This is a genomic window from Bacillus sp. FJAT-45350 (assembly GCF_002335805.1).
GTDB lineage: Bacteria > Bacillota > Bacilli > Bacillales > NISU01 > FJAT-45350.
On record NZ_NISU01000001.1, the window covers coordinates 11,639 to 37,552 of the forward strand.

A 25,914-nucleotide genomic window follows, 5' to 3' on the forward strand; every position below is an offset into this window, starting at 1 on the left:
GTAATGGACAATGGTTAATGAAGTTCAAAATCTTTAATTAATCATTAACCATTAACAATTAATCATTAACTAATTTCGACATATTTCAAAAGAAATTTGTAAAATTATCTGAGGGGGACTTTTAAGGCTATTTTTTTTCCTTGATATTAAGTATAATAAAGGTTATGAGTTCGGTTAATCATGAAGGGAGATACATAGATGTTTGGTGGTTTTTCAAAAGACTTAGGAATTGATTTAGGAACGGCAAATACGCTTGTTTATGTGAAAGGAAAAGGTGTGGTTGTTCGGGAACCTTCCGTTGTTGCACTTCGAACAGATACAGGTTCAATTGAAGCTGTTGGTAATGATGCGAAGAATATGATCGGTAGAACTCCTGGAAACATTGTTGCTGTTCGACCAATGAAAGACGGTGTCATAGCTGATTTTGATACAACGGCAACTATGATGAAGTACTTTATTAGACAAGCACTGAAAAACCGTTCGATTTTTACAAGAAAACCAAACGTAATGGTTTGTGTTCCATCTGGGATTACAGCTGTAGAAAAGCGTGCGGTAGAAGATGCGACAAAGCAGGCTGGAGCACGTGAAGCATATACAATAGAAGAGCCTTTTGCGGCAGCAATTGGTGCTGATTTACCAGTATGGGAGCCAACAGGTAGTATGGTTGTTGATATTGGTGGAGGTACGACTGAGGTAGCAATTATTTCATTAGGTGGAATTGTTACGAGCCAGTCGATTCGTGTTGCTGGTGATGAGATGGATGATGCAATCATTCAATATATTAAGAAAAGCTATAATTTAATGATCGGTGAAAGAACGTCTGAATCTTTAAAGTTAGAAATTGGCTCAGCAGGTTCTCCAGAAGGTGTAGAAGACATGGATATTCGGGGTCGTGACTTATTAACAGGTCTACCTAAAACAATTACTGTGTCGGCTAAAGAAATATCTGGTGCTCTTGAGGATACAGTTGTTACGATTATTGAATCGGTAAAAAATACATTAGAAAAGTCTCCACCAGAGCTTGCGGCAGATATTATGGACCGTGGAATTGTATTAACTGGTGGTGGAGCATTATTACGTAATTTAGACAGAGTACTAAGTGAAGAAACAAATATGCCAGTTATCGTTGCTGAAAATCCATTAGATTGTGTGGCACTTGGAACTGGTCGTGCATTAGAAAATTTACATTTGTTCCGCTCAAAGGCAGGTATCACAGTTCGTTCTAATAGAAAGGTGTAAGTAGGTGTAGACTATGCCCCAATTCTTCTCAAACAAACGATTAATTGTATTAATGGTGAGCATTATTCTTTTGGTGGCATTGATTGGTTATTCCATGAGTGACCGCGATAGGTTAACATGGCCAGAGCAATTTATGAAAGATGCTGTTGGATGGGTACAGACCCTACTTACAAAACCCGCTCATTTAGCAGCGGGTTTCTTTGAGAATGTTAACGACATAAAAATTATTTATGATGAAAACAGATTGCTCAAAGCCCGCTTAGAAGAATATGCTCAAATCTCGGTTGAACGTAATATTTTTAAAGAAGAAAATGATACATTTAAAAGAATGCTAGAGATCGATGAAACGTTAAATGACTATCGGATGAGAACGGCATTGGTCATTCATCGTACACCTGATCGTTGGAGTGAATACATCGGAATTAATAAAGGTTCTGAGAATGGTATTGAACGAAATATGGCTGTTATTACTTCAGAAGGCTTAATTGGGAAAGTTCAAAATGTAGGACAATTTTCTTCTACTGTGCAATTGTTAACAGACCATGACCGAACGAATCGTGTGTCAGCAATGGTCTTAGCGGAAGAACGTGTATATGGTTTTATTGAAGGTTTTAATGAAGAAACAGGCATGCTTCAATTGAGAAAAGTTGAGATTGATGCTGAAATTGAACCAGGTATGCTCGTTACTACTTCCGGATTAGGTGGAGTATTTCCTCAAGGACTTGTAATTGGTGAAATTGTTGGAGTTGAACCAGACGAGTATGGGTTAACGCAAAATGCAGCTATCCAACCGGCAGCGGACTTTTATGGGTTAGATTATGTCATTGTTATTGAACGAACGAGTACAACACTAGAGCAAGAATTACTAGAGGGGGATAGCTAATGAATCGTTTAGTTATCCCGTTCATCGTATTTCTGCTATTTGTACTTGAAGGGACAATTTTTCAAGTGTTCGCTCCTGAAAACTATAATATTAATTGGATACTCGTTCCTAGGTTTGTCATTGTAATGATTGTTATCATTGGTATTTTTCAAGGTCGTATTCATGGAGTATTATTTGGTTTAGGTTTTGGGCTTCTTTATGATGTTGTATATACGGATATGCTTGGTGTGTACTTGTTTTCGATGGGACTTATCGGATATTTATTTTCATTGAGTTATAAACCAGTTCAGCGAAGCTTCAGTTTGCTCGTGATAATTTCTTTAGTAGCAGTAATTGGAATAGAATATTTTGTTTTTGGTATGTACCTATTACTGGGGATGACACAAATTCCTCAAGAAGTATTTTTCTTTCAACGCTTACTTCCAACGTTAATACTTAATCTTTGTTTTGCTGCAATTATCGTATGGCCACTTAGAAAATATTTGTTGTATTTAATTCGATATGAAAAGAGTTTAGAGGATAAATTATAAAAAAAGTTTATTCAAATAAAAAAGCCTTACTAGCTGTATTTTCACCTAGTAAGGCGCTAGTGCGTTAAAGAAATTTGACGATAATTAAAAAGGCTTTTCAATTTTTCAAAAAAAATAAAGGGAACTAGTCCCTAGTTGTTGAATGTATAAAAAGGACCAATGTACTTAACCCGCTTTGAGGTGAACGTGAGAATGACGCAGAAAAAACATCACGTAACGATAAAAGGGACTAAAGATGGCCTAATATTTATGCTTGATGATGAAGCATCCTTTAATGAGTTATTGCGAGAATTACAGGATAAGTTATCATCTAAGCATTATCAACAGGATGAGGGGCCAGAAGTCCAAGTCAATCTTGCTATTGGCAATCGTTATTTGACAAACGAGCAAGAAGAACAATTAATAGAGTTAATTGAAAATGATAGGAATTTAATAGTAGAAGAAATTAATTCAAATGTAGTAACAAAGTTAGAAGCTGAAGAACTTAAAAAGGAAAATCAAATTGTATCTGTTGCTAAAGTAATTCGTTCAGGACAAGTGTTGGAAATTACTGGCGATTTGTTGCTTATAGGAGATGTAAATCCTGGTGGTACAATTAAAGCAACGGGAAATATTTTTGTTATGGGTGCATTAAGAGGAATTGCACATGCTGGTTATTTTGGTAACGTAAATGCTGTAATTGCAGCTTCTGTCATGGCACCAGCACAATTAAGAATAGGTGACTATATTAGTCGCTCACCTGATCGCCATGAGCAAGTCGATAGTGATATGGACTGTGCATACATAGAGGATGGAAAAATTTCGATTGAAAGGCTCCAACAGCTTAGTCAGTTGAGGCCTCAATTAACTAGATTTTAAAATTGATAGAGTTGTAGATCGATTTGATTTGAGAAGGGGGAAATGAGCGTGGGAGAGGCTATTGTCATCACTTCGGGTAAAGGAGGCGTTGGGAAAACAACGACTTCGGCCAACATTGGGACCGCCCTTGCGCTTTCTGGAAATAAAGTTTGTTTGGTTGATACTGATATTGGTTTACGTAATTTAGATGTAGTTATGGGGCTTGAAAACCGCATTATTTACGATCTTGTTGATGTTGTGGAAGAACGGTGTCGTTTGAAGCAAGCATTAATTAAAGATAAGAGATTTGAGTGTCTATATTTGCTACCAGCTGCTCAAACGAAGGATAAGTCTTCAGTAACTCCTGAACAAATGGAGGTCGTTATTGAAGAGTTAAAGCGTGAATATGATTATATTATTATTGACTGTCCAGCAGGTATTGAGCAAGGATTTAAAAATGCAGTTGCAGGTGCTGACCGAGCGATTGTTGTAACAACTCCAGAGGTTTCATCTGTACGTGATGCAGACCGAATTATTGGCTTATTAGAACAAGCTGATATTGAATCACCTAAACTAATTGTCAATCGAATTCGTAGTCATATGATGAAAAACGGAGAAATGCTAGATGTAGATGAAATAGTCTCAATTCTAGCAATTGAGTTACTTGGTATAGTTGTTGACGATGATAGTGTTATCAAATATTCAAATAAAGGCGAACCAGTTGCATTGCACCCAGATAGTAAAGCATCGATTGCCTATCGAAATATTGGGCGTCGTATTTTAGGTGAAACAGTACCACTTCTGTCGTTAGAAGATGACAAAGGTATGTTTACAAAAATGAAAAAGTTTTTTGGCATACGTTAAAACCACTCGGCTTGCCGAGTGGTTTTTTATAGACTGTTGTTTAAATTTGTTAAAATCTCAACTATACTATGATGAATTTACTAAAGTAAATCTATCTAATGTAGAAGGGGTGGTAATAAATTTGTTGTTTTATCCAATACTATTCATAATTGACACGAAGTATTAAAATTTTAAAGGGGTGGGCATCTATAAAGTTGTAAGTATGTGTGTTAAAATCAAAATGTAGTAGCTTAAGTACATTCCTAATTAAAAATATGGTATTGTGTTCATATTAATAGTAAATCACAATATGAATTAAATTTTACTTAATTGAATCGTATAAAAGGAGGAAAAGATATGAATCCGTTGAATATCGGTGTTCCTGGGCTTATTCTTATTTTAGTTATAGCTCTTATTATCTTTGGACCTAAACGTTTACCTGAAATGGGAAAAGCATTTGGTCAAACGTTACGCGAGTTCAAACGTTCAACAAATGATTTAATGGACGAGAACGACCAGAAAAAAGTCAGTCAAGCACAAACACAAGAAAAAGAAGCAACTGAACCAAAAGCATAAATAATGAGACTATGAGTGAAGCTGAGGCTTCACTCTATTTTTTTTACCAAATGTACCTCCCTTCAAATAAGAGTCCTAATGTTGCGCGCTTGCTATGAGAAAACCACTCATGGCAAGCTTATGAAAAGAGGCAACGGTTTCGCGCATTACATAAAGGCCAGAAAAAAAGTGAAAATCACACTTTTTCAGGAGCCTTACTGAAGTTTACTAGCATATTTTCGAGGACAAGTCATAAGATGTAGTAGACAAGTCGTGAAAGAAAGGGAAGGGGACGCAATGTCAAAGAGAGTTGATAAAATACGGAAGAAGCTAGAGTTGAGAAGAAAAGAGATTAAAGGGAAGACAAATCAAAGAGAACGCTCCGCACCTGTTGTATTTGACCGCCACGATGAAGCGAGAGATGAACCAGATTTTTATTTATATCAAGATGGAAAAAAGCAAGAGCAGGAACAGTGGTTAGATAAAGACCGTTTCCTCTTAAAAACGATGGTTGCTGTTGTATTATTTCTACTTGTCGCTATAATGTTTAAAACACCAACACCGCAACTTGAGGGAGCGAGAAATTTTGTGAAACACTCCTTTGAACAAGAGTTTCAATTTGCAGCGGTCGCTGACTGGTATGAAGGACAGTTTGGGAGACCATTAGCTCTTTTACCTAATAGTATGAATGTAGCACTTGATGATGTTGACCAGGAGCATAACCCTGAAATTGTATTTGCTGTTCCTGCTTCTGGAACAATTACAGAGAGCTTTCAGCAAAATGGCACAGGTATTTTAGTAGAGACAGGGATTGACGAAAACGTAGAAGCGGTTAAAGCTGGTTTTGTTTTTTCAGTTAAGGACGAAGACTCACTAGGGAAAACAGTGGGAATTGAGCATCATGATGGCAGTGAATCTTGGTATGGAATGTTAGAAAAGGTAGATGTAAAGCTACATGACCATGTTGAAGCAGGTAAACCAATAGGGAAAGTATCTAGTAGTAATAGTGCAGGAAAGGGTGTCTATTACTTTGCGTTAAAACAAGGGGAAACATATATCGATCCCATTGATGTGATTTCATTTGACTAATTTAAATTTATTACCTCTTTTAAAAAAATTTAAAATTCATCCATTATTCTATTTTGTTTTAGGTATTGGAGTGGTTACAGGATACTTTCAAGAAGTTATTATGTTATTTTTGATTGTATTCATACACGAAATGGGTCACGCCATTGCGGCCCATTTTTTTAAATGGAAAATAAATAAGATTGAGCTTCTTCCTTTTGGTGGAGTGGCAGAAATGAACGAGGCAGGGAACCGTCCTTTACGAGAGGAATTAATTGTCGTTCTAGCAGGACCTATTCAGCACCTTTGGTTAATGGCATTATCATTTGTTCTACTTCCTTTTGATTTTTGGACGGTTGCTGACCATCAGCTATTTTTGTGGCATAACCTAATTATCCTTTCTTTTAATTTGCTCCCCGTATGGCCATTAGATGGAGGGCGCCTTGTTCAACTATGGTTCTCTTATAGGCTACCTTATAAAAAAGCACAAAAGCTCTCATTAGTAAGTACAACTGTGATATTACTAGTCTTATCAATAATTAGTTTATACCTTTTCCCGTTTCACTTAAATTTATGGATTGTTCTTACCTTCCTGTTTGTATCAAACTATTTAGAATGGAAACAGCGACATTTTTCTTATATGCGCTTCTTAATGGAAAGGCTTCATGGGAAGAATAGCCGAAAGAAACGAATGATAACAGTGAATGACACGATGAAGGTTCAAGACGTAGTAAACCTATTCCAACGAGGATATCAGCATAAGCTTGTCATAAAAAATAACGATAAAAACACACGAAAAGTTATAAATGAACAAGAACTATTAAAAGCATTCTTCTACGAAAAAAAACTAAACCATTCTTTAAAAGAACTTTTCTTTTAAAGAATGGTTTCTTTTAGAATTATGAGTTTTGAGTTATTAGTTATGAATTAAAAGAGCTAGTAATAGGTTTTCACTAATCAATTCATAACTCATAACCCATAATTAATAATTACCTCTCAAAGTCTCCACTTTTTCCACCAGTTTTCTTCTTTAAAAAAGTTGGTCCAATAACCATTCCTTTATCAATTGCTTTACACATATCATAAACAGTTAAGGCTGTTGCTGAAGCAGCTGTTAATGCTTCCATCTCCACTCCTGTTTTCCCTTGTGTTTTAACCTCTACTTGAATATGTAAAATATACGTATCTGTTTTTTCTTCCCATTCAAAATTGACATTAATACCATTAAGAGAAAGTGGATGACACATTGGAATCCATTGCGATGTGTTTTTTGCTGCCATTACACCTGCAACTTGAGCGACTGCTAATACGTCTCCTTTTCCAATTTTTCCTTGTTCGATCTTTTCGTGGATTTCACTATTTACTTCTATGCTTGATTGAGCAATTGCTGTACGAACGGTAACATCTTTTTCAGATATATCTACCATTTTTGCACGCCCTTGCTCGTTAAAGTGAGTTAAATCTCCCATTTATTATCACACTCCTTTTTTTCTATAGTTTACCATGAAAAGGGGGAGGTTGAAATTTCATAATTAACAACCATATGGTAAAATAAATAAAAGCGTTAGTGAGATATATTTTTATAGTGGGAGGATATAATATGTCAGTTCATGAACATAAAAAAGAAGCTCCGAAAACAGTAAGGTGCATGGTCCTAACTGTTTCTGATACACGAACAAAAGAAACAGACAAGAGTGGACAACTCATTCACTCACTTCTAGAGGAAAATAATCATCAAATAAATGAGTATCAAATAGTCAAGGATGAGTATAGTGAAGTACAAAGATGGCTCATCCATGCAGGGCAAAGAGAAGATATTGATACGGTTTTAATAAATGGAGGTACTGGTGTTGCTCTTCGCGATACAACATTCGAGGCTGTGAAGGATAGTCTTGATAAGGAACTGCCGGGCTTTGGAGAGGTATTTCGTTACTTAAGCTTTACAGAGGATATAGGTACAGCGGCTATTTTAAGCCGGGCAATCGCTGGTGTCCGTGCAGAGCGGGCAGTATTTTCAATGCCTGGTTCATCAGGAGCAGTAAAGCTAGCAATGGAACGAATTATTATCCCAGAAATTGCGCATCTTGTTCGAGAAATAAGGAAAGATAAAAAATAGGAATTTATTTGTAGGAGAAGCTATTATGAAGCATGTTTTACTTATGATTATAGCTATGACGTTACTAGTGGCATGTAATCAGGATACACAGGAGCAGGTGGAGTTAAACGTTGCTGCAGCCTCTGGTTTACTTAATTTGTTTACTGAGATTGGTGATGAGTTTGAGGAAGAAACCGGTACAAAGGTTATCTTTTCCTTTGGTTCTTCAGGACAATTGGCTGACCAAATAGAAAATGGTGCCCCTTATGATGTGTTTGCATCTGCAAATATCGATTTTATTAATCAACTAGAAGAAAAAGAGATTGTTACTAGTGACATGACGAATATATTTGCTGTTGGTCGCATTGGAATTGCTACAATGGCTGATAATTCTCTTCAGGTGACTTCAATAGAAGATCTGGTGAATCCAGAATTTAAAAAAATAGCCATTGCAAATCCTGAACATGCTCCGTATGGACAGGCTGCAAGGGAAGTGATTGAAAATGCAGGTCTATGGGACCAGTTAGAAAATAAGCTTGTCTATGGACGTAATATTTCTGATACGCTCTCCTATCTGGAGACGGGAAATGCGGAGGTTAGTATTATTGCTTTATCACTCGTACATGACGAGTTAGATTTTCTATTACTAGATGGTGATATGCACCATCCTATAAAACAGGTAATCACGATGAGTAATCGACCTAGCAATGAAGAGCAAGCAAGAGAGTTTATTGAATTTTTAATAGGGCCAGAACGAAGGACTATCATTGAAAACAATGGATTTGCCTTTCCAGAGGTGAATTAGTATGGATGGAGTTAATTTATTCCCACTATTTTTATCATTTAGAGTTGCATTGACTGCAACTCTTTTTGCCTTAATGATTGGATTGCCAATTGCATATTTTATGAACCGTTCTAAAGGTAGGATTGTTGATTTTATCGATACAGTAATTACACTACCGATTGTTCTTCCTCCTACAGTACTCGGATATTATCTCCTTGTTTTATTAGGTAGACAAAGCTCAGTAGGGAGGTTTTTAGAAGAACGTTTTGACATTACGATTGTTTTTACGCCGACTGGAGCTGTTATAGCAGCATTAGTTGTTTCGATCCCTTTTCTAATAAAATCAGCACGTACATCATTTGGGAGCATAGACCCAAATATTATCAATGCTGCTCGAGTTCTTGGACGAACAGAGCTAAATATTTTTCTAACAGTGATGATTCCACTTGCATGGAGAGGAATTGCTGCAGGGGTTACACTATCGTTTGCTCGTGCGTTAGGAGATTTTGGTGCAACATTAATGGTTGCTGGAAGTATACCGAATCAGACAATGACGATGCCAATAGCCATTTATGATGCGTTACTAGCAGGAAATCGTGAGTTAGCAAACGTATTAGTGATTATTATGACAACTGTATCAGTTGCCGTATTGTATATAATTAATAGACTAGAAAAAAGGGTAGTGAAAGGGGGAAGATGATTTGCTTGAAGCAACAATTCATAAAAACATGAATCAGTTTTCCCTCGATGTTTCATTTAAAGCTGATAATGGTGTAACTGGTATTTTAGGTCCGTCAGGGTGCGGAAAAAGCTTAACATTGCAATGTCTTGCTGGCTTACAAACACCGGCTCAAGGAGAAATTAAACTAGGCTCTGGAACATTATTCAGTTCAAATAATAAAAAGAATCTTAAAACAAGAAACCGTCAAATTGGGTATGTCTTTCAGAATTATGCCCTCTTTCCCCATCTAACAGTGTATGAAAATATTGCATTTGGTCTGAAAGGTTTGGCAAAAATTGAAGTTGAACAATTAGTAAAACAATTGTTATCTAAGATTCAATTAGAAAAATACGAAAAGCATTATCCCTTTGAATTGTCAGGGGGGCAACAGCAACGTGTGGCTCTAGCAAGAACATTAATAACGGAACCTAAGTTGCTCTTATTAGATGAGCCCTTTTCAGCACTGGACTATCATGTAAAGCACCTTCTTGAACAAGAGCTATTAAACATCATAAAGGAAAATTTCTCAGGTGTTGTACTTCTCGTCACTCATAATATGGAAGAGGCATATCGATTATGTGACAAGTTACTGCTTATGAATGAAGGTAGTATTGTTCAATCGGGAAGGAAAGACGAGGTGTTTAAGCGCCCTACCAATAAGGTTTCAGCTAAAATTATTGGTTGTAAAAATATCATCCCAATCAGTTCAATCGATGACGATGTTAATTTTATCGGAGTAAATATAAACGATAAAAAAGTAATTTTACCAAAGCGCTCACATACTAGAGAAATAAACTATGTCGGGATCCATTCGGAAGAAATTCAGTTTACTAACTCAATGACTAATAATAATTCGTTTGACTTTGAAGTAGTAGAAAGTGTAACCGGTATCTACAATACTTCATTAACCCTTGATTTATCGGGAATAACGATACAAGCAGTTATACCGAATGATCAAGTGAACAGTTTATATAATCACGAGGTTAAGGTCTATCTTCCTCCTGAACGTCTTTTTTTAATGACAGACTAAATATTTTTCTCGTTAGTATGCTTTTGATATAAGGAAACCCTTTGGGGTAGATTTAAATTACTGTAGTTAGAGGTGGTAGTACATATTATGTTTGAACAACGTAAACCAATTCAAGTAGAAGAAGCAGTGAAAAAAATTGTAAATCTTCTTACCCCTGGTGAAGTAGAAACTATTTCGATTCGTGAATCAGATAGTAGACACCTAGCAGCACCGTTAAAGGCTGATCATGATGTTCCACCTTTTGATCGTTCACCTTACGATGGCTTTGCGATACGATCAGAGGACACGCGCAATGCTTCTTCAGACAACCCTGTTCGTCTTGAGGTAATTGAAGAGATTGGAGCTGGGACACTAGCTTCTATTGTTCCAGAACCTTTTCAAGCAATTCGCATTATGACCGGAGCGGAGATACCAAAGGGTACGAACGCAATTGTTATGTTCGAGTTAGCTAAAGAAATTAATGAAAATGGGAAAACATATATTGAGATAAAGCGTACATTTAATAAAAATGATAATATTTCCTTTCAAGGTCAAGATACGAAAAAAGGAAAACCATTAGTTGAAATCGGTAGAAAAGTCAATCCAGGGATTAAAGCGCTCCTTGCTACATTTGGTTATAGTGAGGTCTCGGTGTTTAAAAAGCCAAAGGTTGGTGTATTTGCAACAGGAACTGAATTACTTGAAGTAGAAGAAGAGCTTGAGCCAGGTAAAATTAGAAATAGTAATTCTTACATGATCGAATCACAAATTAGGCAGGTTGGAGCAGAGCCGATTTATTATGGCAAGCTTGTAGATGAATTTGACCAATGTTATGAGGCAATTTCAAAAGCAATTTCTGAAGTGGATTTCTTAATTACAACTGGTGGTGTATCAGTTGGAGATTATGATTATTTACCTGAGATATATCAGAAGCTTGGGGCTAACGTGTTGTTTAATAAAGTAGCAATGCGTCCTGGAAGTGTTACAACAGTTGCTGAATTGAATGGAAAACTATTATTTGGATTATCAGGTAACCCTTCAGCATGCTTCGTTGGCTTTGAATTGTTTACTAGACCAGCTATTTTACATCGTTTAGGTACGAAGCACATTCACTTGCAAAAGGAACAAGCTATACTTGCTGTAGATTTTCCTAAGGCAAATCCATTCACTCGATTTGTGAGAAGTACTGTTTCCTTTAAAAATGGAAAATTATCTGTAGCCCCTTCTGGAGTCGATAAATCAGCGATTGTTACATCGTTAGCTGATGCTAATGCTTTATTGATGTTGCCAGGTGGGACAAGAGGATTTGAACGTGGTATGACGGTTGAGGTGCTATTAATTAATGGAGAAGGCTCCGAGTGGCCTTGGGCTAAATAATGAAGGTAATTCAATTTGCTGGCTTTAGTAATAGTGGGAAGACTACTCTTGTCGAAAAAATGATTGCCAAAGGGAAAGTAAAACAATATAAAATAGCAACAATTAAGCATCATGGACATGGGAAAGAGCTAACAGCTCTAGATACTGGTAAGGACTCTTACCGTCATAAGGAAGCAGGAGCAGATGCAGTGAGTGTAGCTGCTTCTGAGTCAATTCAGCTTCAAATGACGAAGGAAACACCTTGGACGGCAGAAGAAATTATTACACTCTACAAACCATTTCAATTTGATTTTATTTTTATTGAAGGTTTTAAAGGAGAAGACTACCCTAAAGTAGTAATAATAAAGGAAGAGAAGCATCTTGAACTATTAGATACGTTAAAAAATATCATCGCCATTGTTAGCTGGATTTCTCTAGAGAATGTGGACGTACAAAGTGATGTACCAATTTTTTACGTAGATCAGTATGAGATAGATTCTTTATTTTCATTAATAGAAGAGGGGTGAGAAGATGAGCGATTCTAATTTTTACATAACGAAAGAAGAAATTAGTATTCAGGAAGTAGTAGATAAGGTTGTTCACCCAAATGCAGGAGCAATTAATACGTTCATCGGTACAGTAAGGGAGTTAACAAAAGGAAAGAAGACGTTACATTTGGAGTATGATGCTTACATCCCTATGGCTGAAAAGAAGCTAGCGCAAATTGGAAAGGAAATTGAAGAAAAGTGGGAATCTCCAAGAGTTGCGATCGTTCATAGAATTGGTAGCCTTAAAATTACTGATATTGCCGTAGTAATTGCTGTCTCAACGCCTCATCGAAATGATTCATATGAGGCAAGTAGATATGCGATTGAGCGAATTAAAGAAATTGTACCAATTTGGAAGAAAGAATTTTGGGAAGATGGTGAGAAATGGATTGGGGACCAGTTGGAAACAACACCTTATCCTGAAGGTGCACCAAAAATGAGGTGAAGTAAATGATAAAAGTTCTTTTTTTTGCTGAGCTTGAAGAGAAGGTTGGTCAAAGAGAAGTTGTCTTGAATAATGAACAGCTGAGACTATCTGAGGTAAAAGATATCATTAAAGAGAAATATCTAGACCTTACAATATCGCCAAACGTTATGGTTGCAGTCAATGAGGATTACGCATCAGATGATGACATCGTAAAAACAGGTGATACAGTCGCCTTTATTCCTCCTGTTAGTGGAGGATGAGCTAGACAAAAGCAGAAGAACATGAGGATACGCTCTCATTGTTCCTCTGCTTTTTCTATTTTTAACAGGTCTTCCTTTGTATTAACATTGTTAAACGCCTTTTTTTTAGTAGAAGCCTCTAAATAATTCACTTCAACTCTCTCTAACAATGCCCCTACTTTATAGATGCCTTCTTTTAGAAGTTCTTCTATTATTGTTTTTGTTCGACGATGGTATAAAGCAATTAGTGGCTGTTTCCTGCCCTCTACAATTGGAATAACACAATCATCTTGATTTGTCTTTGCGGAGGCAATGTCTTGAAGTAATTCAGCTGTAAGTAGTGGTGTATCACAAGGAGCTATGAGATACCAGTCAGTCGTTGTATAGTTTATCGCAGTCAAGATACCAGCGAGTGGACCGCATCCTTGATACGGTTCAATATCAGTATAGATAGGAACAGCCTCCCGTTTCATAAATTCATCTACTAAGTCAGGGTGACTAATGATAAGTGTGTCTGTAGATAGGCTTGCTAATGCTTCAAGAGAATATTTATAAAAAGGCTTTTCATTATACAAAGCAAATGCCTTTGCTGCCCCAAATCTCCTTGCCTGTCCTCCAGCGATAAGCACACCTGTGATGGGAATAGTTTGAGTCATAGAAACACCTCCTGGTTAGTAATGAATTGCAAATTGCAAATGACATTTTTTTTCTTTCTTTCTTTTATTATAATGAAAGCTCTTTTCATTCGCCATTCGCAATTTTAAATTCTACATTATTCTTAGTAACTACTTTCGCAATTATCGGTTAAAATAAGAGTAGTTGTGTTTGAAAGAGGGGTCGGGTATGAAGAAGATATATTTTAATATGGCTACAACTGAACGGAGAGCAGCAATTACTCAGGACGGTAAGGTTGTCGAAATTTTTATAGAGCGCTCTAGTGATAATCGAGTAGTTAGTAATGTGTATAAAGGAAGAGTTGTAAACGTATTGCCAGGAATGCAGGCCGCATTTGTTGATATTGGACGAGATAAAAATGGTTTTCTCTATCGGGATGAGTTACTTTCTTTCCATAGGTCAGATGAGGATGAGGAACGCAAGAAGGAGAGAAATATTTCTGAATTCGTTCGTAAAGGGGAAGAGGTACTTGTTCAAGTAACAAAAGAAGGCTTCGGTACGAAAGGTCCTCGTCTAACAGGGGTTGTTTCATTCCCAGGTCGTTATGTTGTTTATATGCCAGAGGGAGGGTACGTTGGGGTTTCTAGACGTATGTCTTCAGAAGAGGAAAGGGAAAAATGGCGAGCTATTGGTGAAAAGATTACGGGTGAGAATGAGGGAATTATTATCCGTACCATCTGTGAAGGGGTAAATCCAGAGAAAATTGAGCAGGAATATCGTTTTTTACGGAATCTTTGGCTTGATATATGGAAGGATGGTAAGGAAGCAAAATCACCTTCATTAATTTATCAGGATACAGGTATTTTGGAGAGAGTCGTTCGAGATTTTAATTTTGATGATGTGGAAGAAGTAGTGATTGATAACCCGAAAGATTATCTTCGCTTGAAAGAGTTGCTAGAGCCATATCCACATTTTTTACAAAAAATAAAACAGTACCAAGAAAGAGAAAATATTTTTTCTGCTTTTGGGATTGAAAAGGAATTAGAAAAAGCGTTAAAAAGACAAGTGTGGTTGAAAAACGGTTCATATTTAATTATCGACCAAACGGAAGCATTAACAGTTATTGATGTAAATACAGGAAAGTTCACAGGAAAAAGTAATCTTAGAGAAACTATTAAGAAAACAAATATAGAGGCAGCGAAAGAAATAGCAAGACAGCTGCGTTTGCGTGACATTGCAGGTATTATCGTTATTGATTTTATTGATATGAAAGAAGAAAAAGATAGGCAAGCTGTGCTTCGGGAGTTCTCTAAGTTATTAGAGCGAGATCGAACAAAAACAAACCTCGTTGGTCTTACTGGCTTAGGACTAGTTGAAATGACAAGAAAGAAAATTCGTCAAAACCTTTCTGATAGTTTATCGAAAACTTGTCCAGTATGTAATAGTAAGGGTAGCGTTTTATCTAATGATGCTCAAGCGTATCGTGTGGAGCGTTTATTATGGGAATATAGAAACATGGACGATGAAGCAATTTTATTAGAAGTTCCCCCTTATGTCGCTTCTGTTTTATACGGAGAAAAGTATACTCATTTATATCAATTAGAGAAGAAGCTAGGATACAGTTTATTCATTGTCGAGAATGAAAAGATGTCAGAACATGAATTTTCGATTCGATATGTGGGAGGACTTGAAGAGGCTAAAGAAAAGTGGACTAAGTTAAAATAAAAAATTACGTTGACATGAAAGATTCTATCATGGTATTATGTTTCTTGTTAGTTGTTTGGATATAGCACCCAAAGAGCTACAACCGCACAAAACAGGTTGCAAATAGTTACGATAGTAACTTACCTCAATTTGGCGAGTCTTAGAAATCAAGGAGGTGCAGAGAATGTACGCAATTATTGAAACTGGTGGTAAACAAATCAAGGTTCAAGAAGGACAAGAAATCTACATCGAAAAACTATTCGCTGATGCTGGTGAAGAAGTTAGCTTCGATAAAGTCCTAATGGTAGGTGGAAACGATGTTAAAGTAGGTGCTCCATACGTGGAAGGCGCTACTGTAACGGCTAAAGTTGAAAAACATGGTCGCGACAAGAAAATCATCGTTTGGAAAATGAAAGCTAAAAAGAACTACCGTCGTAAGCAAGGTCATCGTCAACCTTACACTAAAGTTGTTATCGAAAAAATCAACGCGTAAGGCATAAGATGATTACTGTTGAGGTAGAACGTAATCAAAATAAAACTATTTCGTCTTTTTCTATGAGTGGTCATGCGGATGCTGGTCCTTATGGACAAGACATTGTATGTGCTGGTGCTTCCGCAGTATCCTTCGGGACAGTCAATGCTATAGCAGAGCTATGCGATGTGAAGCTTGATATTGAGATGGAGGATGACGGTGGCTTTCTCCGCTGCTCTGTTCCACAAGGGTTGGACGAGCAAACATATGAGAAAGTACAGCTACTTTTAAGTGGGATGGTTGTATCTCTAAACTCAATTGCTGCAGAGTACGGCAAACATATTAAAATCAGTGAAAACTAAAAAACTAGGAGGTGAATCTCATGTTAAAAATGAACCTTCAATTTTTCGCAAGTAAAAAAGGGGTAGGTAGTACAAAGAACGGTCGTGACTCAATCTCGAAACGTCTTGGTGCTAAACGTGCTGATGGTCAATTCGTGTCTGGCGGATCAATCTTAGTTCGTCAACGTGGAACACGTATTTACCCTGGAACTAACGTTGGAAAAGGTGGAGACGATACTTTATTTGCTAAAGTAGACGGCGTTGTTAAATTCGAACGTCTTGGTCGTGACCGCAAACAAGTAAGCATCGTTCCAGCTGCTCAATAATAATAGTAAGCTCCCTCAGCTCATTTTATGGGTTGAGGGAGCTTTTTGTTTTTTAATAGACATCGCTTAGTTTAAATAGAGAGTATAAATAGTAGAGGAATAGTGCGAAGAATGTTTACTAACTACATACGATGTTTTATTTTGAAAATTTCACGATCGTGTTCACCTGTTTTACGGTCAAAGTAAGTAATATCATTCTTCATAGATGTTACTTCACCATGTAAATTATGAACATCCATAGTAAGTGAATCAAGCTTGGCATCAGTTTCTTCATGGCGATCATGAATTGCACGAACTAACTGATATAGTTCTTTTTGTCTTGCTAGTAAACTTGCTTGACCTTCTTCTAGAGTATTTTGTCTTTGTTCAAGCTTACCTTGTCTATGTTCAAGTCTAGCTTGACCTTCTTCTAAATTATCAAGTCTAACATTTACCTTCTGAAGTTCTTGTAGGATTAAGTCTAGTTTTTGTTCAGACATTATGTTTTCTCCCTTTCATAATTTATTTTGTTTGATTGTACTAGAGGAGAACTCTAGTTATTTTTTATAATAGCATAAGTATAACAGGGAAGGTATAGGATTAATCTTTTGGTGAGAAAAATGAGAGAGTAAAACATGATAAAGGGAATATATAATAATATAACGAATACTACAGTATGATGAATTCCGAATACAAAAATTAAAGAAAAGTTTAACTTAGAAAGTATATGAGCATACAGAATGTTAGAGGTGAAAGCCTGTGGAAACCTTTGAAGTATATAAAGATAAAGTGGTAAAAAAGATTATTGAGCGTTTTAACCCAATATGTATATACCTATTTGGCTCTTTTGTAAAAGGAACTGTTCGAAAGGATAGCGATGTAGACATTGCTTTTCTTTCTGAGGAAAAAACAGACCCTTATCAAGTTTTTTTAGTTGCTCAAGAAATAGCTGAAACCGTCCGTAGAGAGGTAGATTTAGTCAATTTAAGTGAAGCTTCGACAGTTTTTAAAATACAAGTTGTAGCGAATGGTAAATTATTATATTGTACGAATGAACAAAAGAAAGATGAGTTTGAGATGTTAGTTTATAAAATGTACGCGAAGTTAAATGAAGAACGAAAGCCAGTACTGGATGCAATTCGGGAAAGTGGGAGAATATATGAGTGATGAAATTATTTTAAATAAGGTAGCAATTATTGAGCGGTGCGTTCAACGTATCAAGGAAGAGTATGGTGGTAACCGAGAATCATTGAGTAATTATACTAAGCAAGACTCAATTGTTTTAAACATACAACGGGCGTGTGAGGCGAGTATTGATTTAGCGATGCATATTGTAGCTAGTAAGAAACTAGGTGTTCCACAAATTAGTAGGGAAGCCTTTGAATTATTAAAGGAGAATGGTGTAATTGGAGTTGAGTTAGCGAATCGACTAAAAGCAATGGTAGGTTTTCGAAATATTGCTGTCCATGACTATCAAAAGATTAACCTTTCTATTTTAGAAAAGATTGTAGAGTTGCATATTGATGATTTTAACACTTTCTCATCTACAATCCTTATATACTATAGGAGTGAGGAAAAGTGAAATTAACAGTCATAGGTTATTGGCACGGTTATCCTGAGCCAAATGAAGCAACATCGGGTTTTTTAGTAGAGAAAGATGGCTTTCGCTTATTAATTGACTGTGGTAGTGGGGTTGTGTCTCAATTGCAAAGCTATTGTGCTGTTACAGATTTAGATGCGGTAATCTTATCTCATTATCATCATGACCATATGGCAGATATAGGTGTTCTTCAGTATGCTCGTTTAATTCAATATTATATGGGCTATAAAGGGGAAGCTCTCTCGATATATGGTCATATGTTGGACAAAGAAAAGTTTAATCAGCTTTCATATCCACCCCATGTCAATTCGATTCCGTATGACCCTAATAAAAGGATAAACATTGGTCCATTTACGGTTTCCTTCAAACAAACGAAACACCCAGCACCTTGCTTTGCGATGAGAATTAGCGAGGGGGCGAATACGATTGTTTATACTGCAGATACAAGCTACATAGAAGAACTTGTTCCTTTTTCGTCAGAGTGTGATTTATTGATAGCTGAATCGAGTTTTTATGAAAATCAAGACGCTTCAAATACTGGACATATGAATAGTAAGGAAGCAGCAACATTAGCTGAAAAGTCAGGAGCAAAAGAGCTGTTGCTTACTCACCTTCCTCATTTTGGTGAATTAAGTCAATTAAAAAAGGAAGCTGAGACTTATTTTAATGGACCAGTTCATCTAGCAGAAAAAGGTTGGAGCTATACTGCTGTAAGGCATTGAAAAAATCAAATATGTTGATTCGAGAAGTAGTAATGGCTTCGCACGTTGCGCGCCTACTATGAGAAAAATAAGCCTCCTTGATCGGCTGCCGGCGTAAGGTGTTCCGCCTATATATCACTGTAATACAAGCTTTTCAATTGTGGGCTATGATGGAATTAAGTAAGACCCCCTTTTAATATACTTGTTGCACACGCTCTCGTTTTAGTGTGTGCCCTTTTTTTGTAGGGAACTGATCTCTGGTAAATTGGTAAATTCAACGAAACTGCTTCTTTCCACAGCCTTCCATTCATATGAAAAACGAATAAGGACACAGAAAAAGTGTGATTATCACTTTTTCTGTGTCCTATAAGTAGTTTGTAAAGTCGGTACCCTTTTCTCCCTCTTAGGTATTTGCTTTAGTTTACTTTAAACTTTAAAACGTTCACTCATAACAGATAAGGACTTTGATAGCTCTGTTAGCTTTAAGCCTATTTCATGTGTACTTTCTAATTGGTCTATTTGTTCGTTACTCATGCCTAGTATTTCTTCTGCACTCGCTAGTGTTTCCTGAGAAACAGATGTAAAACTTAGAGTTGCTTGTTCAATAATTGGAAGTACTTCCTGTAAATCCGCTAATTCTCCTTGCATACCTTGAATTTTAATACTGACCTTATTGATTTCTTCCATTAAATCATCAAATGATAATTTTGACTCGTTTGCGGTAGCTAAGTTTGCTGTAATTTTAGTGAGCATTTGGTCAAACTCTTCAGTCGCTCGAGTTGTAACATCTTCCATTGCAATAATAGACTCAGTAATTTTTACCGTTGATGTAGAAGATTGTTCTGCTAGCTTCCGAACTTCATTTGCAACAACGGCGAAGCCTTTTCCTGCTTCACCAGCTCTTGCAGCTTCTATTGTAGCATTAAGAGCAAGTAGCTTTGTTTGTTCAGCAATTCCTTGAATTAATCCAACAATATTAGATATAGATAAAGAGTGATTCTTCACTTCAGCGATTGTTTTTGTCATGTGATGAAAGTCTTTTTCAAATGAATGAATTGTAGTAATTAAATTTGTTATGCTTTGTTCTCCTGAATTTGCAGAGGTATTCATATCCTTTGAACTACTAAAGATAATCGACATATTGTTCATCATGTTTTCAATCTTTATTCTCATATCCTGAAAACTACCTCTACTGCTTTCAGAACTACTAGCTGTTTCCTCTGAGCCACTTTTTACTATATTAATTGCCTCAATTAATTGACGACTAGAGGACAGTGAATCATCGGATGAAAGCTTTAATTCTTCACCTGTCACTTCTAGGTCCTTTGTCGTTACCTTAAGTTCATTTAGCATACTACGCATCTGATCAATCATTGAATCGTAGCTTTTATTCAATGAAGTAATTTCAGGTAAAGTTGTTTTTATAGGAGAAGTATGCGTTAAATTTCCTTCGCGAGCTTCCCTCATCGTATTTCTCAATAGTGTAAGTGGCTTTGTAAGTGTACGTACAAATAAAATGATCAGAACCGTTGAAATAATGATACTGATTATAATCACAGTGAGTGTGTAGTTAGCCACTTGATTTATTGGCCCCATATAGGATGCTGTTGGCACGACTAAAATATAAGTGCCACTAATCTCCCTCATTTCTTGGTAAGCAATTGTGTATTCTATTCCATCTATTGTGTCGTGGAATACGCCATTTTCCGTTGTTACTATTTTATCTACTAAGGAATCTGAAAATTCGATACCACTGTCTTTACTTACGTTAAAAGGCACTGCTTGATTATCTTTTATGTAAAAAAATTCTGTTGTAATACCATCATCGTTTAATTGTCTCTGCTGGGTACGGATATGTGTTTCTAGCTGTTGAATAAAATATTCATAATCACTAACATATAAAAACTTTAAATTCGCAGCAGTATAAGACATAATGTCTGCTTCTCGCACAAGTCTATTTTCTATTGCTTGTAGCGTAGTCTCTTTTGCTTTAATGTATGATATCCCTCCAACTGCATTGGTTGCTAGTATTAATAGAAAAATAAATAGTATTAATAATCTAGTCCGTAAACTAAATTTATATAGTAGCTTTTCTACGATACTCCTTTTCTTACCTTGCCTAGCTCCCTTTATTTTTTTAAACAGTTTAATCTTCAAGTAAAATCCTCCCTATATTGTATATTGTGACTACATTCGACAATACCAATAAATTGTAAAGTGAATATTAATTTCATATAAACTTATTATTAATTGGAGTAATAACCTCGAGAGTCTACACTTTGTAAATGCATTTTAAAATTGATTTACAAAAAGTTTACAATACATTAAAACCTACTTAATAGAGTTTCAGTATCATAGCAATTGTGAGAGGGAAACAGTGACGAATTAAGTCTAATATTGTTACCCAGCTTACATAATTCTATTAATAGTCGTAGGGGGAAAAAAATGAAATTTTTTAAGCGAACGGCAATGGCACTAGGATTAACTTCACTAATGATGGTAGCTGCAGCATGTGGCGGAGGACAAACAAATGGGGGAACAACAACAGAAGACAATGATACTAACGATACAACTCAAGAAGAGGCTCCAGTAACAGATGAAGAATTATCAGGATCTGTTGTCATTGATGGGTCTGGGACAGTATTCCCATTCATGTCTCAAATGGCTGAGAATTATATGGTAAACAAGGAACAAAATGTTTCAGTTGAGGTAAGTCGTGCAGGTACATCTGCTGGGTTTGGTAGATTTTTAGTTAAAAATGGCACAGACTTCAATAATGCTTCACGCCATATCAGAGATACTGAAATTGAAGAAGCAGAAGCATTAGGTTTTGAAGTTCAAGAGTTAAAAGTAGCATTAGATGGATTAACATTCGTCATTAATAAAGAAAACGATTGGGCAACTGAACTAACAAAACAAGAATTAGTTGATATTTTCTTAGGAAGTTCTGATGTTAAAAACTGGTCTGATATTCGTCCTGAATTCCCGAATGAGCCAATTGCAGCTATGGGACCTAACGAAAACCATGGTACGTACGAATTCTTCTGGGAAGTTATTCTTGAAAAAGAGGATTTAAAAGATAATGTTAATCTTCAACAGGAGTATTCAACTCTAGTAAATCTTGTTGCTGAAGACAAGAATGGAATTGCGTTCTTTGGTTATGGTTACTATGTGAACAATACTGATAGATTAGCAGCTGTAAACGTTGACTTCGGAAATGGACCTGTAGAGCCTTCATTAGATACGATCGCAGAAGATGGTGAGTATGGACCGTTTACTCGTCCAGTATTTACTTACTTAAACTTAAACATGGCACAAGAAAAACCACAAGTATTAGACTTTGCTGTCTATGCTGTAGAAAATGCACAACAAGTAGCATCAGAAACTGGATTCGCTCCATTATCTGATGCAGATATTCAAGAGTATCTAGAGACGTTAAACGCTTTAAAATAACTTAATGAGATTTAAGATGAGAAGAATAATCTTCTCATCTTGTCTCTTTTAGCATATGTCTTTAATTTTCGCCTTAGGGGATGAAGGGGTTATGAAATTGGCTAACAACGCAGTTACACAAAAAGGGGAAAAAACAAACGTTCGAGCAATGATTGATAAAAATAAAAGCTCAATTAGTATAGGGAATATCATTGAAAAAGTTGTCCCTGGCTTTTTATTAGCTATTGCTACCATTTCAATCTTAACAACAATAGGAATCTTATTTACATTGTTAAGTGAAACTGTTCTATTTTTTAAAGCAGTACCTTTTGTTGATTTCTATACTGGGACTGTTCTTAGGCCATTAAGTCAAGATCCCCAGTTTGGTGTACTTCCATTACTAACTGGGACAATTATATCTTCTGTCATAGCTATGTTTGTAGCTATACCGATTGGTGTAATGACGGCTATCTTTTTAAGTGAATATGCATCAGATAGAGTAAGAAGAACATTAAAACCAATTTTAGAAGTTCTTGCTGGTATTCCTACGATTGTCTATGGATTCTTTGCATTTACGTTTATTACACCGTTACTTCGAGAGTTTATCCCTGGCTTAGGTGCGACTAATATTCTTAGTCCAGGATTAGTAATGGGTATCATGATCATTCCTATGGTTGCATCACTTTCGGAGGATGCGATGAGTTCTGTACCAAGATCAATGCGAGAAGGAGCCTTAGCTTTAGGTTCAACAAAGCTTGAAGTGACGCGGAAGGTTGTACTTCCAGCAGCAGCTTCTGGGATTATTGCTTCATTTGTTCTTGGAATTTCTAGAGCGATTGGAGAAACGATGATTGTAACGATCGCAAGTGGAAGTACAAAGAACTTTACATTTGATATCACTCAGTCAATGCAAACAATGACCGCTTATATTGTAGAGGTTACAGGTGGGGATGCTCCTGCTGGTTCGACTATTTATTACAGTCTATATGCGGTTGCCATGACACTTTTTGCTTTTACCCTACTGATGAATTTACTTGCTCAATATATCTCTCGTAGGGTTAGGGAGGAATACTAAAAATGAAATATGTTGATTTAGCCCAAGTTGAAAAGAAAATGAACTCACGAATCTTATTAAATAAAATAGCAAAAAACATGTTTATTATGGCAGCTTTCTTTGGATTACTTGTATTAGTTGTATTAATAGCAGATGTTTTTTCTAAAAGTTTAGGTTGGATTAATACAGACTTCCTAACTGGAAGGTATTCTAATGATGCAAGCAAAGCTGGTATTATGGGAGCGATTCTAGGCACGTTATGGCTAATGGCTGTAGTAGCACCTGTCACAATGTTTTTAGGAGTCGGAACAGCTATCTATTTAGAAGAATATGCAAAAAAGGGGAAGGTTCGTTCCTTCATACAAACAAATATAGCAAATTTAGCTGGTGTTCCGTCAGTCGTATTTGGAATATTAGGCTTAACGATATTTGTAAGAAACTTTGATTTAGGGTCAGTAGTCTTAGCCGGTGGATTAACAATGGCACTTTTAGTGCTACCAATTGTTGTAGTTGCTAGTCAGGAAGCAATTCGCTCAGTTCCACAGTATCTTAGAGAAGCTTCGTATGGGATGGGTGCTACTAAGTGGCAAACGATAATGAGAGTTGTATTACCAGCTTCTATAGCTGGAATATTGACAGGTTTAATTCTTTCGCTCTCTCGTTCAATAGGAGAAACGGCACCACTGATTGTATTAGGTATCCCTGCATTATTGATTCCATTTCCAGGGGGAATATTCGATAGGTTTACAATACTTCCAATGCAAATCTATTACTGGACAATTGACGCAGCTCTTGTAGCCGAATATGCCAATTTAGCTGCTGCAACAATTCTTGTGTTACTAGTTGTGTTGTTTACTATGAATTCATTTGCAATTATTATCAGAAACAAGTTTCAAAAGAGATATTAAATCCATGGGGGGATTAAGATGACACCTGTTTCAATGTTAGAAAATAGAGATGAAATTATTACTAACGCTCAATTAGTTACTCAAGAAGTGAAAAGTATTAAAGTCGTATATGATACGAGAGATTTAAATCTATGGTATGGGGAAGACCATGCATTAAAAAATATTAACCTTCCTATTTTGGAAAATGAGGTAACGGCTATTATTGGGCCTTCTGGTTGTGGAAAATCTACGTATATTAAGACATTAAATAGAATGGTAGAATTAGTACCGACCGTACGCATTTCTGGTGAAATTTTATACAAGGAACGCAATATATTTGAAAAAACTTATCAAGTGGAAGATTTACGGACACGAGTTGGTATGGTATTTCAGAAACCAAATCCATTTCCTAAATCAATTTTTGAAAATGTGGCCTATGGACCAAAAATTCATGGGATTAAAGATAAAAAGATATTGAAAGAGATAGTTGAGAATAGTTTAAGAGGAGCTGCTATTTGGGATGAGGTAAAGGACCGCTTACACGAAAATGCTTATGGATTATCAGGGGGACAACAACAACGTTTATGTATTGCTCGTTGTTTAGCGATTGAACCAGATGTCATTTTGATGGATGAACCGACTTCGGCTCTTGACCCCATTTCAACGTTAAAGGTAGAAGAGCTTGTACAAGAGTTGAAGAAAAATTATAGCATTGTCATTGTAACTCATAATATGCAACAAGCTGCTAGAATCTCTGACAAAACAGCTTTCTTCTTAAATGGTGAAGTGATTGAATTTGATGAAACAAGCAAAATATTCTCAAACCCAAGTGATAAACGAACTGAGGATTATATATCAGGACGCTTCGGTTAAGAAAAGAAAGCGAGGAGTTTACTTGAGTGTTCGTGAAACGTTTGAGCTGGCCTTAAAAGATTTGAGATTGAGTATTATAGCGATGGGGCATGAGGTAGAGAAAGTACTTCATCAAGTAATAGATGCTTTTGAGCAAAATAATGAGAATATATTAAATGATGTTATTAAGAATGATCCTAGGATTAATCATCTAGAGCTTTTGATTAATGAACGGGTTACGCTTATGATTGCTAAACAACAACCGGTTGCTACAGACTTGCGAAAGCTGATTGTTGCTTTGAAAATTTCTAGTGACTTAGAAAGAGTTGGTGACCTAGCAGTAGACATTGCAAAGGTTTCTAAACGGTTACAAGTGAATTCTTTAGGAGAACAAAGGGAAAGGTTGCTAGAAATAGCTGATGTTGCGAAGAACATGATTTCAAGTGCCTTAGAAGCTTATTTACATTCTGATGTATTGAAAGCACAAAAAATAGCAACGCTCGATGACAAAGTAGATACGATGTTTGGGGAATTTGTTCGCGGAATATTTCAGCAAGGTAAAGAAGTTGATGTAGCTGAGCAAATAACAAACTTAGCTTTTATTGCACGATACATTGAAAGAATTGCTGATTATGCTACTAATTTAGCGGAGTGGGTTGTCTACGAAGTGAATGGACAGCATTTTGATTTGAATTAATATGAAGATAAGGAAGGAAGCATTGATAGTACTGCAAAGGTACTGGATATGTTTCTTTTTTATTTGCTTAGTCATTAAGTATATATGGTAACATATATACTTAATGGGTAAATTTTAGATTAA

Annotated in this window: 32 protein-coding genes and 1 other annotated feature; of the genes, 28 read left to right on the forward strand and 4 right to left on the reverse strand. The window is 36.2% G+C overall.

Features of this window, described 5'->3' with window-relative positions:
- Positions 1 to 198 precede the first annotated feature (198 nt).
- The 8 genes from CD003_RS00075 (at position 199) to CD003_RS00110 (ending at position 6,832) form a co-directional block, all read left to right on the forward strand.
- The gene (locus CD003_RS00075; RefSeq protein WP_096198861.1) at positions 199 to 1,239 is read left to right on the forward strand and encodes a rod shape-determining protein; all 1,041 of its coding nucleotides are present in this window, start codon (positions 199 to 201) and stop codon (positions 1,237 to 1,239) included.
- A gap of 13 nt (positions 1,240 to 1,252) precedes the next feature.
- Complete coding sequence (mreC, locus tag CD003_RS00080; protein ID WP_096198862.1) at positions 1,253 to 2,122, forward strand: rod shape-determining protein MreC; 870 nt, start codon at positions 1,253 to 1,255, stop codon at positions 2,120 to 2,122.
- A complete protein-coding gene (gene mreD, locus CD003_RS00085; protein ID WP_096198863.1) occupies positions 2,122 to 2,652 on the forward strand; it encodes a rod shape-determining protein MreD in 531 nt (176 codons plus the stop codon). The genes mreC and mreD overlap by 1 nt, the downstream gene beginning before the upstream one ends.
- A 192-nt stretch (positions 2,653 to 2,844) precedes the next feature.
- Positions 2,845 to 3,510: a septum site-determining protein MinC gene (gene minC, locus CD003_RS00090; RefSeq protein WP_096198864.1), complete on the forward strand. Its 666-nt coding sequence runs from the start codon at positions 2,845 to 2,847 to the stop codon at positions 3,508 to 3,510.
- A gap of 48 nt (positions 3,511 to 3,558) precedes the next feature.
- Positions 3,559 to 4,353, forward strand: coding sequence for a septum site-determining protein MinD (gene minD, locus CD003_RS00095; RefSeq protein WP_096198865.1), 795 nt, complete (start codon positions 3,559 to 3,561; stop codon positions 4,351 to 4,353).
- Positions 4,354 to 4,689: 336 nt separating this feature from the next.
- The gene (gene tatA, locus CD003_RS00100) at positions 4,690 to 4,908 is read left to right on the forward strand and encodes a twin-arginine translocase TatA/TatE family subunit (protein ID WP_096198866.1); all 219 of its coding nucleotides are present in this window, start codon (positions 4,690 to 4,692) and stop codon (positions 4,906 to 4,908) included.
- A 276-nt stretch (positions 4,909 to 5,184) separates the two neighbouring features.
- A complete protein-coding gene (locus CD003_RS00105) occupies positions 5,185 to 5,976 on the forward strand; it encodes a M23 family metallopeptidase (protein WP_096198867.1) in 792 nt (263 codons plus the stop codon).
- The gene (locus CD003_RS00110) at positions 5,969 to 6,832 is read left to right on the forward strand and encodes a M50 family metallopeptidase (protein ID WP_257008121.1); all 864 of its coding nucleotides are present in this window, start codon (positions 5,969 to 5,971) and stop codon (positions 6,830 to 6,832) included. Before CD003_RS00105 ends, CD003_RS00110 begins: the two co-directional genes overlap by 8 nt.
- A gap of 109 nt (positions 6,833 to 6,941) precedes the next feature.
- Here CD003_RS00110 and moaC read toward each other — a convergent pair whose 3' ends face one another.
- Complete coding sequence (gene moaC, locus CD003_RS00115; protein WP_096198868.1) at positions 6,942 to 7,421, reverse strand: cyclic pyranopterin monophosphate synthase MoaC; 480 nt, start codon at positions 7,419 to 7,421, stop codon at positions 6,942 to 6,944.
- A 131-nt stretch (positions 7,422 to 7,552) separates the two neighbouring features.
- Between moaC and CD003_RS00120 the strand changes: the two genes are divergently transcribed.
- The 8 genes from CD003_RS00120 (at position 7,553) to moaD (ending at position 13,152) form a co-directional block, all read left to right on the forward strand.
- Positions 7,553 to 8,068 carry a MogA/MoaB family molybdenum cofactor biosynthesis protein gene (locus CD003_RS00120; protein ID WP_096198869.1) on the forward strand — a complete coding sequence of 172 codons (516 nt, stop codon included), beginning with the start codon at positions 7,553 to 7,555 and terminating at the stop codon, positions 8,066 to 8,068.
- Between the two features lie 25 nt (positions 8,069 to 8,093).
- Entirely contained in the window at positions 8,094 to 8,852 is a 759-nt protein-coding gene (gene modA / locus CD003_RS00125; protein ID WP_096198870.1) for a molybdate ABC transporter substrate-binding protein, read from the forward strand.
- A 1-nt stretch (position 8,853) separates the two neighbouring features.
- Complete coding sequence (gene modB, locus CD003_RS00130; RefSeq protein ID WP_096198871.1) at positions 8,854 to 9,531, forward strand: molybdate ABC transporter permease subunit; 678 nt, start codon at positions 8,854 to 8,856, stop codon at positions 9,529 to 9,531.
- A 1-nt stretch (position 9,532) separates the two neighbouring features.
- Positions 9,533 to 10,582, forward strand: a complete 1,050-nt coding sequence (locus tag CD003_RS00135) for a sulfate/molybdate ABC transporter ATP-binding protein (protein WP_096198872.1) — start codon at positions 9,533 to 9,535, stop codon at positions 10,580 to 10,582.
- An 87-nt stretch (positions 10,583 to 10,669) separates the two neighbouring features.
- The gene (locus tag CD003_RS00140; RefSeq protein WP_096198873.1) at positions 10,670 to 11,938 is read left to right on the forward strand and encodes a molybdopterin molybdotransferase MoeA; all 1,269 of its coding nucleotides are present in this window, start codon (positions 10,670 to 10,672) and stop codon (positions 11,936 to 11,938) included.
- Positions 11,938 to 12,444: a molybdopterin-guanine dinucleotide biosynthesis protein B gene (mobB, locus tag CD003_RS00145; RefSeq protein WP_096198874.1), complete on the forward strand. Its 507-nt coding sequence runs from the start codon at positions 11,938 to 11,940 to the stop codon at positions 12,442 to 12,444. The genes CD003_RS00140 and mobB overlap by 1 nt, the downstream gene beginning before the upstream one ends.
- Positions 12,445 to 12,448: 4 nt before the next feature.
- Positions 12,449 to 12,910, forward strand: a complete 462-nt coding sequence (locus CD003_RS00150; protein ID WP_096198875.1) for a molybdenum cofactor biosynthesis protein MoaE — start codon at positions 12,449 to 12,451, stop codon at positions 12,908 to 12,910.
- Positions 12,911 to 12,915: 5 nt separating this feature from the next.
- A complete protein-coding gene (gene moaD, locus CD003_RS00155) occupies positions 12,916 to 13,152 on the forward strand; it encodes a molybdopterin converting factor subunit 1 (protein ID WP_096198876.1) in 237 nt (78 codons plus the stop codon).
- A 35-nt stretch (positions 13,153 to 13,187) separates the two neighbouring features.
- Here moaD and CD003_RS00160 read toward each other — a convergent pair whose 3' ends face one another.
- Positions 13,188 to 13,787: a molybdenum cofactor guanylyltransferase gene (locus CD003_RS00160; RefSeq protein ID WP_096198877.1), complete on the reverse strand. Its 600-nt coding sequence runs from the start codon at positions 13,785 to 13,787 to the stop codon at positions 13,188 to 13,190.
- Positions 13,788 to 13,974: 187 nt separating this feature from the next.
- Between CD003_RS00160 and CD003_RS00165 the strand changes: the two genes are divergently transcribed.
- The 4 genes from CD003_RS00165 (at position 13,975) to rpmA (ending at position 16,589) form a co-directional block, all read left to right on the forward strand.
- On the forward strand, positions 13,975 to 15,471 hold the full coding sequence (locus tag CD003_RS00165) for an Rne/Rng family ribonuclease (RefSeq protein ID WP_096198878.1): 1,497 nt from the start codon (positions 13,975 to 13,977) through the stop codon (positions 15,469 to 15,471).
- A gap of 70 nt (positions 15,472 to 15,541) precedes the next feature.
- Positions 15,542 to 15,621: a sequence feature (ribosomal protein L21 leader region), on the forward strand.
- Between the two features lie 13 nt (positions 15,622 to 15,634).
- Positions 15,635 to 15,943, forward strand: coding sequence for a 50S ribosomal protein L21 (rplU, locus tag CD003_RS00170; protein WP_096198879.1), 309 nt, complete (start codon positions 15,635 to 15,637; stop codon positions 15,941 to 15,943).
- A gap of 8 nt (positions 15,944 to 15,951) precedes the next feature.
- The gene (locus CD003_RS00175; protein ID WP_096198880.1) at positions 15,952 to 16,284 is read left to right on the forward strand and encodes a ribosomal-processing cysteine protease Prp; all 333 of its coding nucleotides are present in this window, start codon (positions 15,952 to 15,954) and stop codon (positions 16,282 to 16,284) included.
- 20 nt (positions 16,285 to 16,304) lie between these two features.
- The gene (gene rpmA, locus CD003_RS00180) at positions 16,305 to 16,589 is read left to right on the forward strand and encodes a 50S ribosomal protein L27 (protein WP_096198881.1); all 285 of its coding nucleotides are present in this window, start codon (positions 16,305 to 16,307) and stop codon (positions 16,587 to 16,589) included.
- Between the two features lie 122 nt (positions 16,590 to 16,711).
- Here the strand turns inward: rpmA and CD003_RS00185 are convergent, their stop codons facing one another.
- Positions 16,712 to 17,068 (reverse strand): hypothetical protein, encoded by a 357-nt coding sequence (locus tag CD003_RS00185; RefSeq protein ID WP_096198882.1) that lies wholly within the window; start codon positions 17,066 to 17,068, stop codon positions 16,712 to 16,714.
- A 259-nt stretch (positions 17,069 to 17,327) separates the two neighbouring features.
- Here CD003_RS00185 and mntA point away from each other — a divergent pair, with 259 nt between their 5' ends.
- From mntA to CD003_RS00200, 3 genes are read left to right on the forward strand one after another with little or no spacing between them, the layout of a single operon-like run.
- On the forward strand, positions 17,328 to 17,735 hold the full coding sequence (gene mntA / locus CD003_RS00190; RefSeq protein WP_096198883.1) for a type VII toxin-antitoxin system MntA family adenylyltransferase antitoxin: 408 nt from the start codon (positions 17,328 to 17,330) through the stop codon (positions 17,733 to 17,735).
- Positions 17,728 to 18,150 (forward strand): type VII toxin-antitoxin system HepT family RNase toxin, encoded by a 423-nt coding sequence (hepT, locus tag CD003_RS00195; RefSeq protein WP_096198884.1) that lies wholly within the window; start codon positions 17,728 to 17,730, stop codon positions 18,148 to 18,150. The genes mntA and hepT overlap by 8 nt, the downstream gene beginning before the upstream one ends.
- Positions 18,147 to 18,890 (forward strand): MBL fold metallo-hydrolase, encoded by a 744-nt coding sequence (locus CD003_RS00200; protein WP_096198885.1) that lies wholly within the window; start codon positions 18,147 to 18,149, stop codon positions 18,888 to 18,890. The genes hepT and CD003_RS00200 overlap by 4 nt, the downstream gene beginning before the upstream one ends.
- Positions 18,891 to 19,295: 405 nt before the next feature.
- Here the strand turns inward: CD003_RS00200 and CD003_RS00205 are convergent, their stop codons facing one another.
- Positions 19,296 to 21,026 (reverse strand): methyl-accepting chemotaxis protein, encoded by a 1,731-nt coding sequence (locus CD003_RS00205; RefSeq protein WP_306453933.1) that lies wholly within the window; start codon positions 21,024 to 21,026, stop codon positions 19,296 to 19,298.
- Positions 21,027 to 21,314: 288 nt separating this feature from the next.
- Here CD003_RS00205 and CD003_RS00210 point away from each other — a divergent pair, with 288 nt between their 5' ends.
- The 5 genes from CD003_RS00210 to phoU all read left to right on the forward strand — a co-directional run bounded on the left by CD003_RS00210 (position 21,315) and on the right by phoU (position 25,791).
- A complete protein-coding gene (locus CD003_RS00210) occupies positions 21,315 to 22,322 on the forward strand; it encodes a PstS family phosphate ABC transporter substrate-binding protein (protein ID WP_096198886.1) in 1,008 nt (335 codons plus the stop codon).
- A gap of 148 nt (positions 22,323 to 22,470) precedes the next feature.
- Positions 22,471 to 23,376: a phosphate ABC transporter permease subunit PstC gene (gene pstC / locus CD003_RS00215; RefSeq protein WP_373558545.1), complete on the forward strand. Its 906-nt coding sequence runs from the start codon at positions 22,471 to 22,473 to the stop codon at positions 23,374 to 23,376.
- 2 nt (positions 23,377 to 23,378) lie between these two features.
- A complete protein-coding gene (gene pstA, locus CD003_RS00220; RefSeq protein WP_096198888.1) occupies positions 23,379 to 24,263 on the forward strand; it encodes a phosphate ABC transporter permease PstA in 885 nt (294 codons plus the stop codon).
- 33 nt (positions 24,264 to 24,296) lie between these two features.
- A complete protein-coding gene (gene pstB, locus CD003_RS00225; RefSeq protein WP_096202190.1) occupies positions 24,297 to 25,115 on the forward strand; it encodes a phosphate ABC transporter ATP-binding protein PstB in 819 nt (272 codons plus the stop codon).
- Between the two features lie 22 nt (positions 25,116 to 25,137).
- Positions 25,138 to 25,791 carry a phosphate signaling complex protein PhoU gene (phoU, locus tag CD003_RS00230; protein ID WP_096198889.1) on the forward strand — a complete coding sequence of 218 codons (654 nt, stop codon included), beginning with the start codon at positions 25,138 to 25,140 and terminating at the stop codon, positions 25,789 to 25,791.
- The last annotated feature ends 123 nt before the right edge of the window (positions 25,792 to 25,914 follow it).

Coding starts and splice junctions, on each gene's coding strand:
- CD003_RS00075 (WP_096198861.1), top strand. CDS start 199: ATGTTTGGTGGTTTTTCAAAAGACTTAGGAATTGATTTAGGAACGGCA.
- mreC (WP_096198862.1), top strand. CDS start 1,253: ATGCCCCAATTCTTCTCAAACAAACGATTAATTGTATTAATGGTGAGC.
- mreD (WP_096198863.1), top strand. CDS start 2,122: ATGAATCGTTTAGTTATCCCGTTCATCGTATTTCTGCTATTTGTACTT.
- minC (WP_096198864.1), top strand. CDS start 2,845: ATGACGCAGAAAAAACATCACGTAACGATAAAAGGGACTAAAGATGGC.
- tatA (WP_096198866.1), top strand. CDS start 4,690: ATGAATCCGTTGAATATCGGTGTTCCTGGGCTTATTCTTATTTTAGTT.
- CD003_RS00105 (WP_096198867.1), top strand. CDS start 5,185: ATGTCAAAGAGAGTTGATAAAATACGGAAGAAGCTAGAGTTGAGAAGA.
- moaC (WP_096198868.1), bottom strand. CDS start 7,421: ATGGGAGATTTAACTCACTTTAACGAGCAAGGGCGTGCAAAAATGGTA.
- CD003_RS00120 (WP_096198869.1), top strand. CDS start 7,553: ATGTCAGTTCATGAACATAAAAAAGAAGCTCCGAAAACAGTAAGGTGC.
- modA (WP_096198870.1), top strand. CDS start 8,094: ATGAAGCATGTTTTACTTATGATTATAGCTATGACGTTACTAGTGGCA.
- modB (WP_096198871.1), top strand. CDS start 8,854: ATGGATGGAGTTAATTTATTCCCACTATTTTTATCATTTAGAGTTGCA.
- CD003_RS00140 (WP_096198873.1), top strand. CDS start 10,670: ATGTTTGAACAACGTAAACCAATTCAAGTAGAAGAAGCAGTGAAAAAA.
- mobB (WP_096198874.1), top strand. CDS start 11,938: ATGAAGGTAATTCAATTTGCTGGCTTTAGTAATAGTGGGAAGACTACT.
- CD003_RS00150 (WP_096198875.1), top strand. CDS start 12,449: ATGAGCGATTCTAATTTTTACATAACGAAAGAAGAAATTAGTATTCAG.
- moaD (WP_096198876.1), top strand. CDS start 12,916: ATGATAAAAGTTCTTTTTTTTGCTGAGCTTGAAGAGAAGGTTGGTCAA.
- CD003_RS00160 (WP_096198877.1), bottom strand. CDS start 13,787: ATGACTCAAACTATTCCCATCACAGGTGTGCTTATCGCTGGAGGACAG.
- CD003_RS00165 (WP_096198878.1), top strand. CDS start 13,975: ATGAAGAAGATATATTTTAATATGGCTACAACTGAACGGAGAGCAGCA.
- rplU (WP_096198879.1), top strand. CDS start 15,635: ATGTACGCAATTATTGAAACTGGTGGTAAACAAATCAAGGTTCAAGAA.
- CD003_RS00175 (WP_096198880.1), top strand. CDS start 15,952: ATGATTACTGTTGAGGTAGAACGTAATCAAAATAAAACTATTTCGTCT.
- rpmA (WP_096198881.1), top strand. CDS start 16,305: ATGTTAAAAATGAACCTTCAATTTTTCGCAAGTAAAAAAGGGGTAGGT.
- CD003_RS00185 (WP_096198882.1), bottom strand. CDS start 17,068: ATGTCTGAACAAAAACTAGACTTAATCCTACAAGAACTTCAGAAGGTA.
- hepT (WP_096198884.1), top strand. CDS start 17,728: ATGAGTGATGAAATTATTTTAAATAAGGTAGCAATTATTGAGCGGTGC.
- CD003_RS00210 (WP_096198886.1), top strand. CDS start 21,315: ATGAAATTTTTTAAGCGAACGGCAATGGCACTAGGATTAACTTCACTA.
- pstC (WP_373558545.1), top strand. CDS start 22,471: ATGATTGATAAAAATAAAAGCTCAATTAGTATAGGGAATATCATTGAA.
- pstA (WP_096198888.1), top strand. CDS start 23,379: ATGAAATATGTTGATTTAGCCCAAGTTGAAAAGAAAATGAACTCACGA.
- pstB (WP_096202190.1), top strand. CDS start 24,297: ATGTTAGAAAATAGAGATGAAATTATTACTAACGCTCAATTAGTTACT.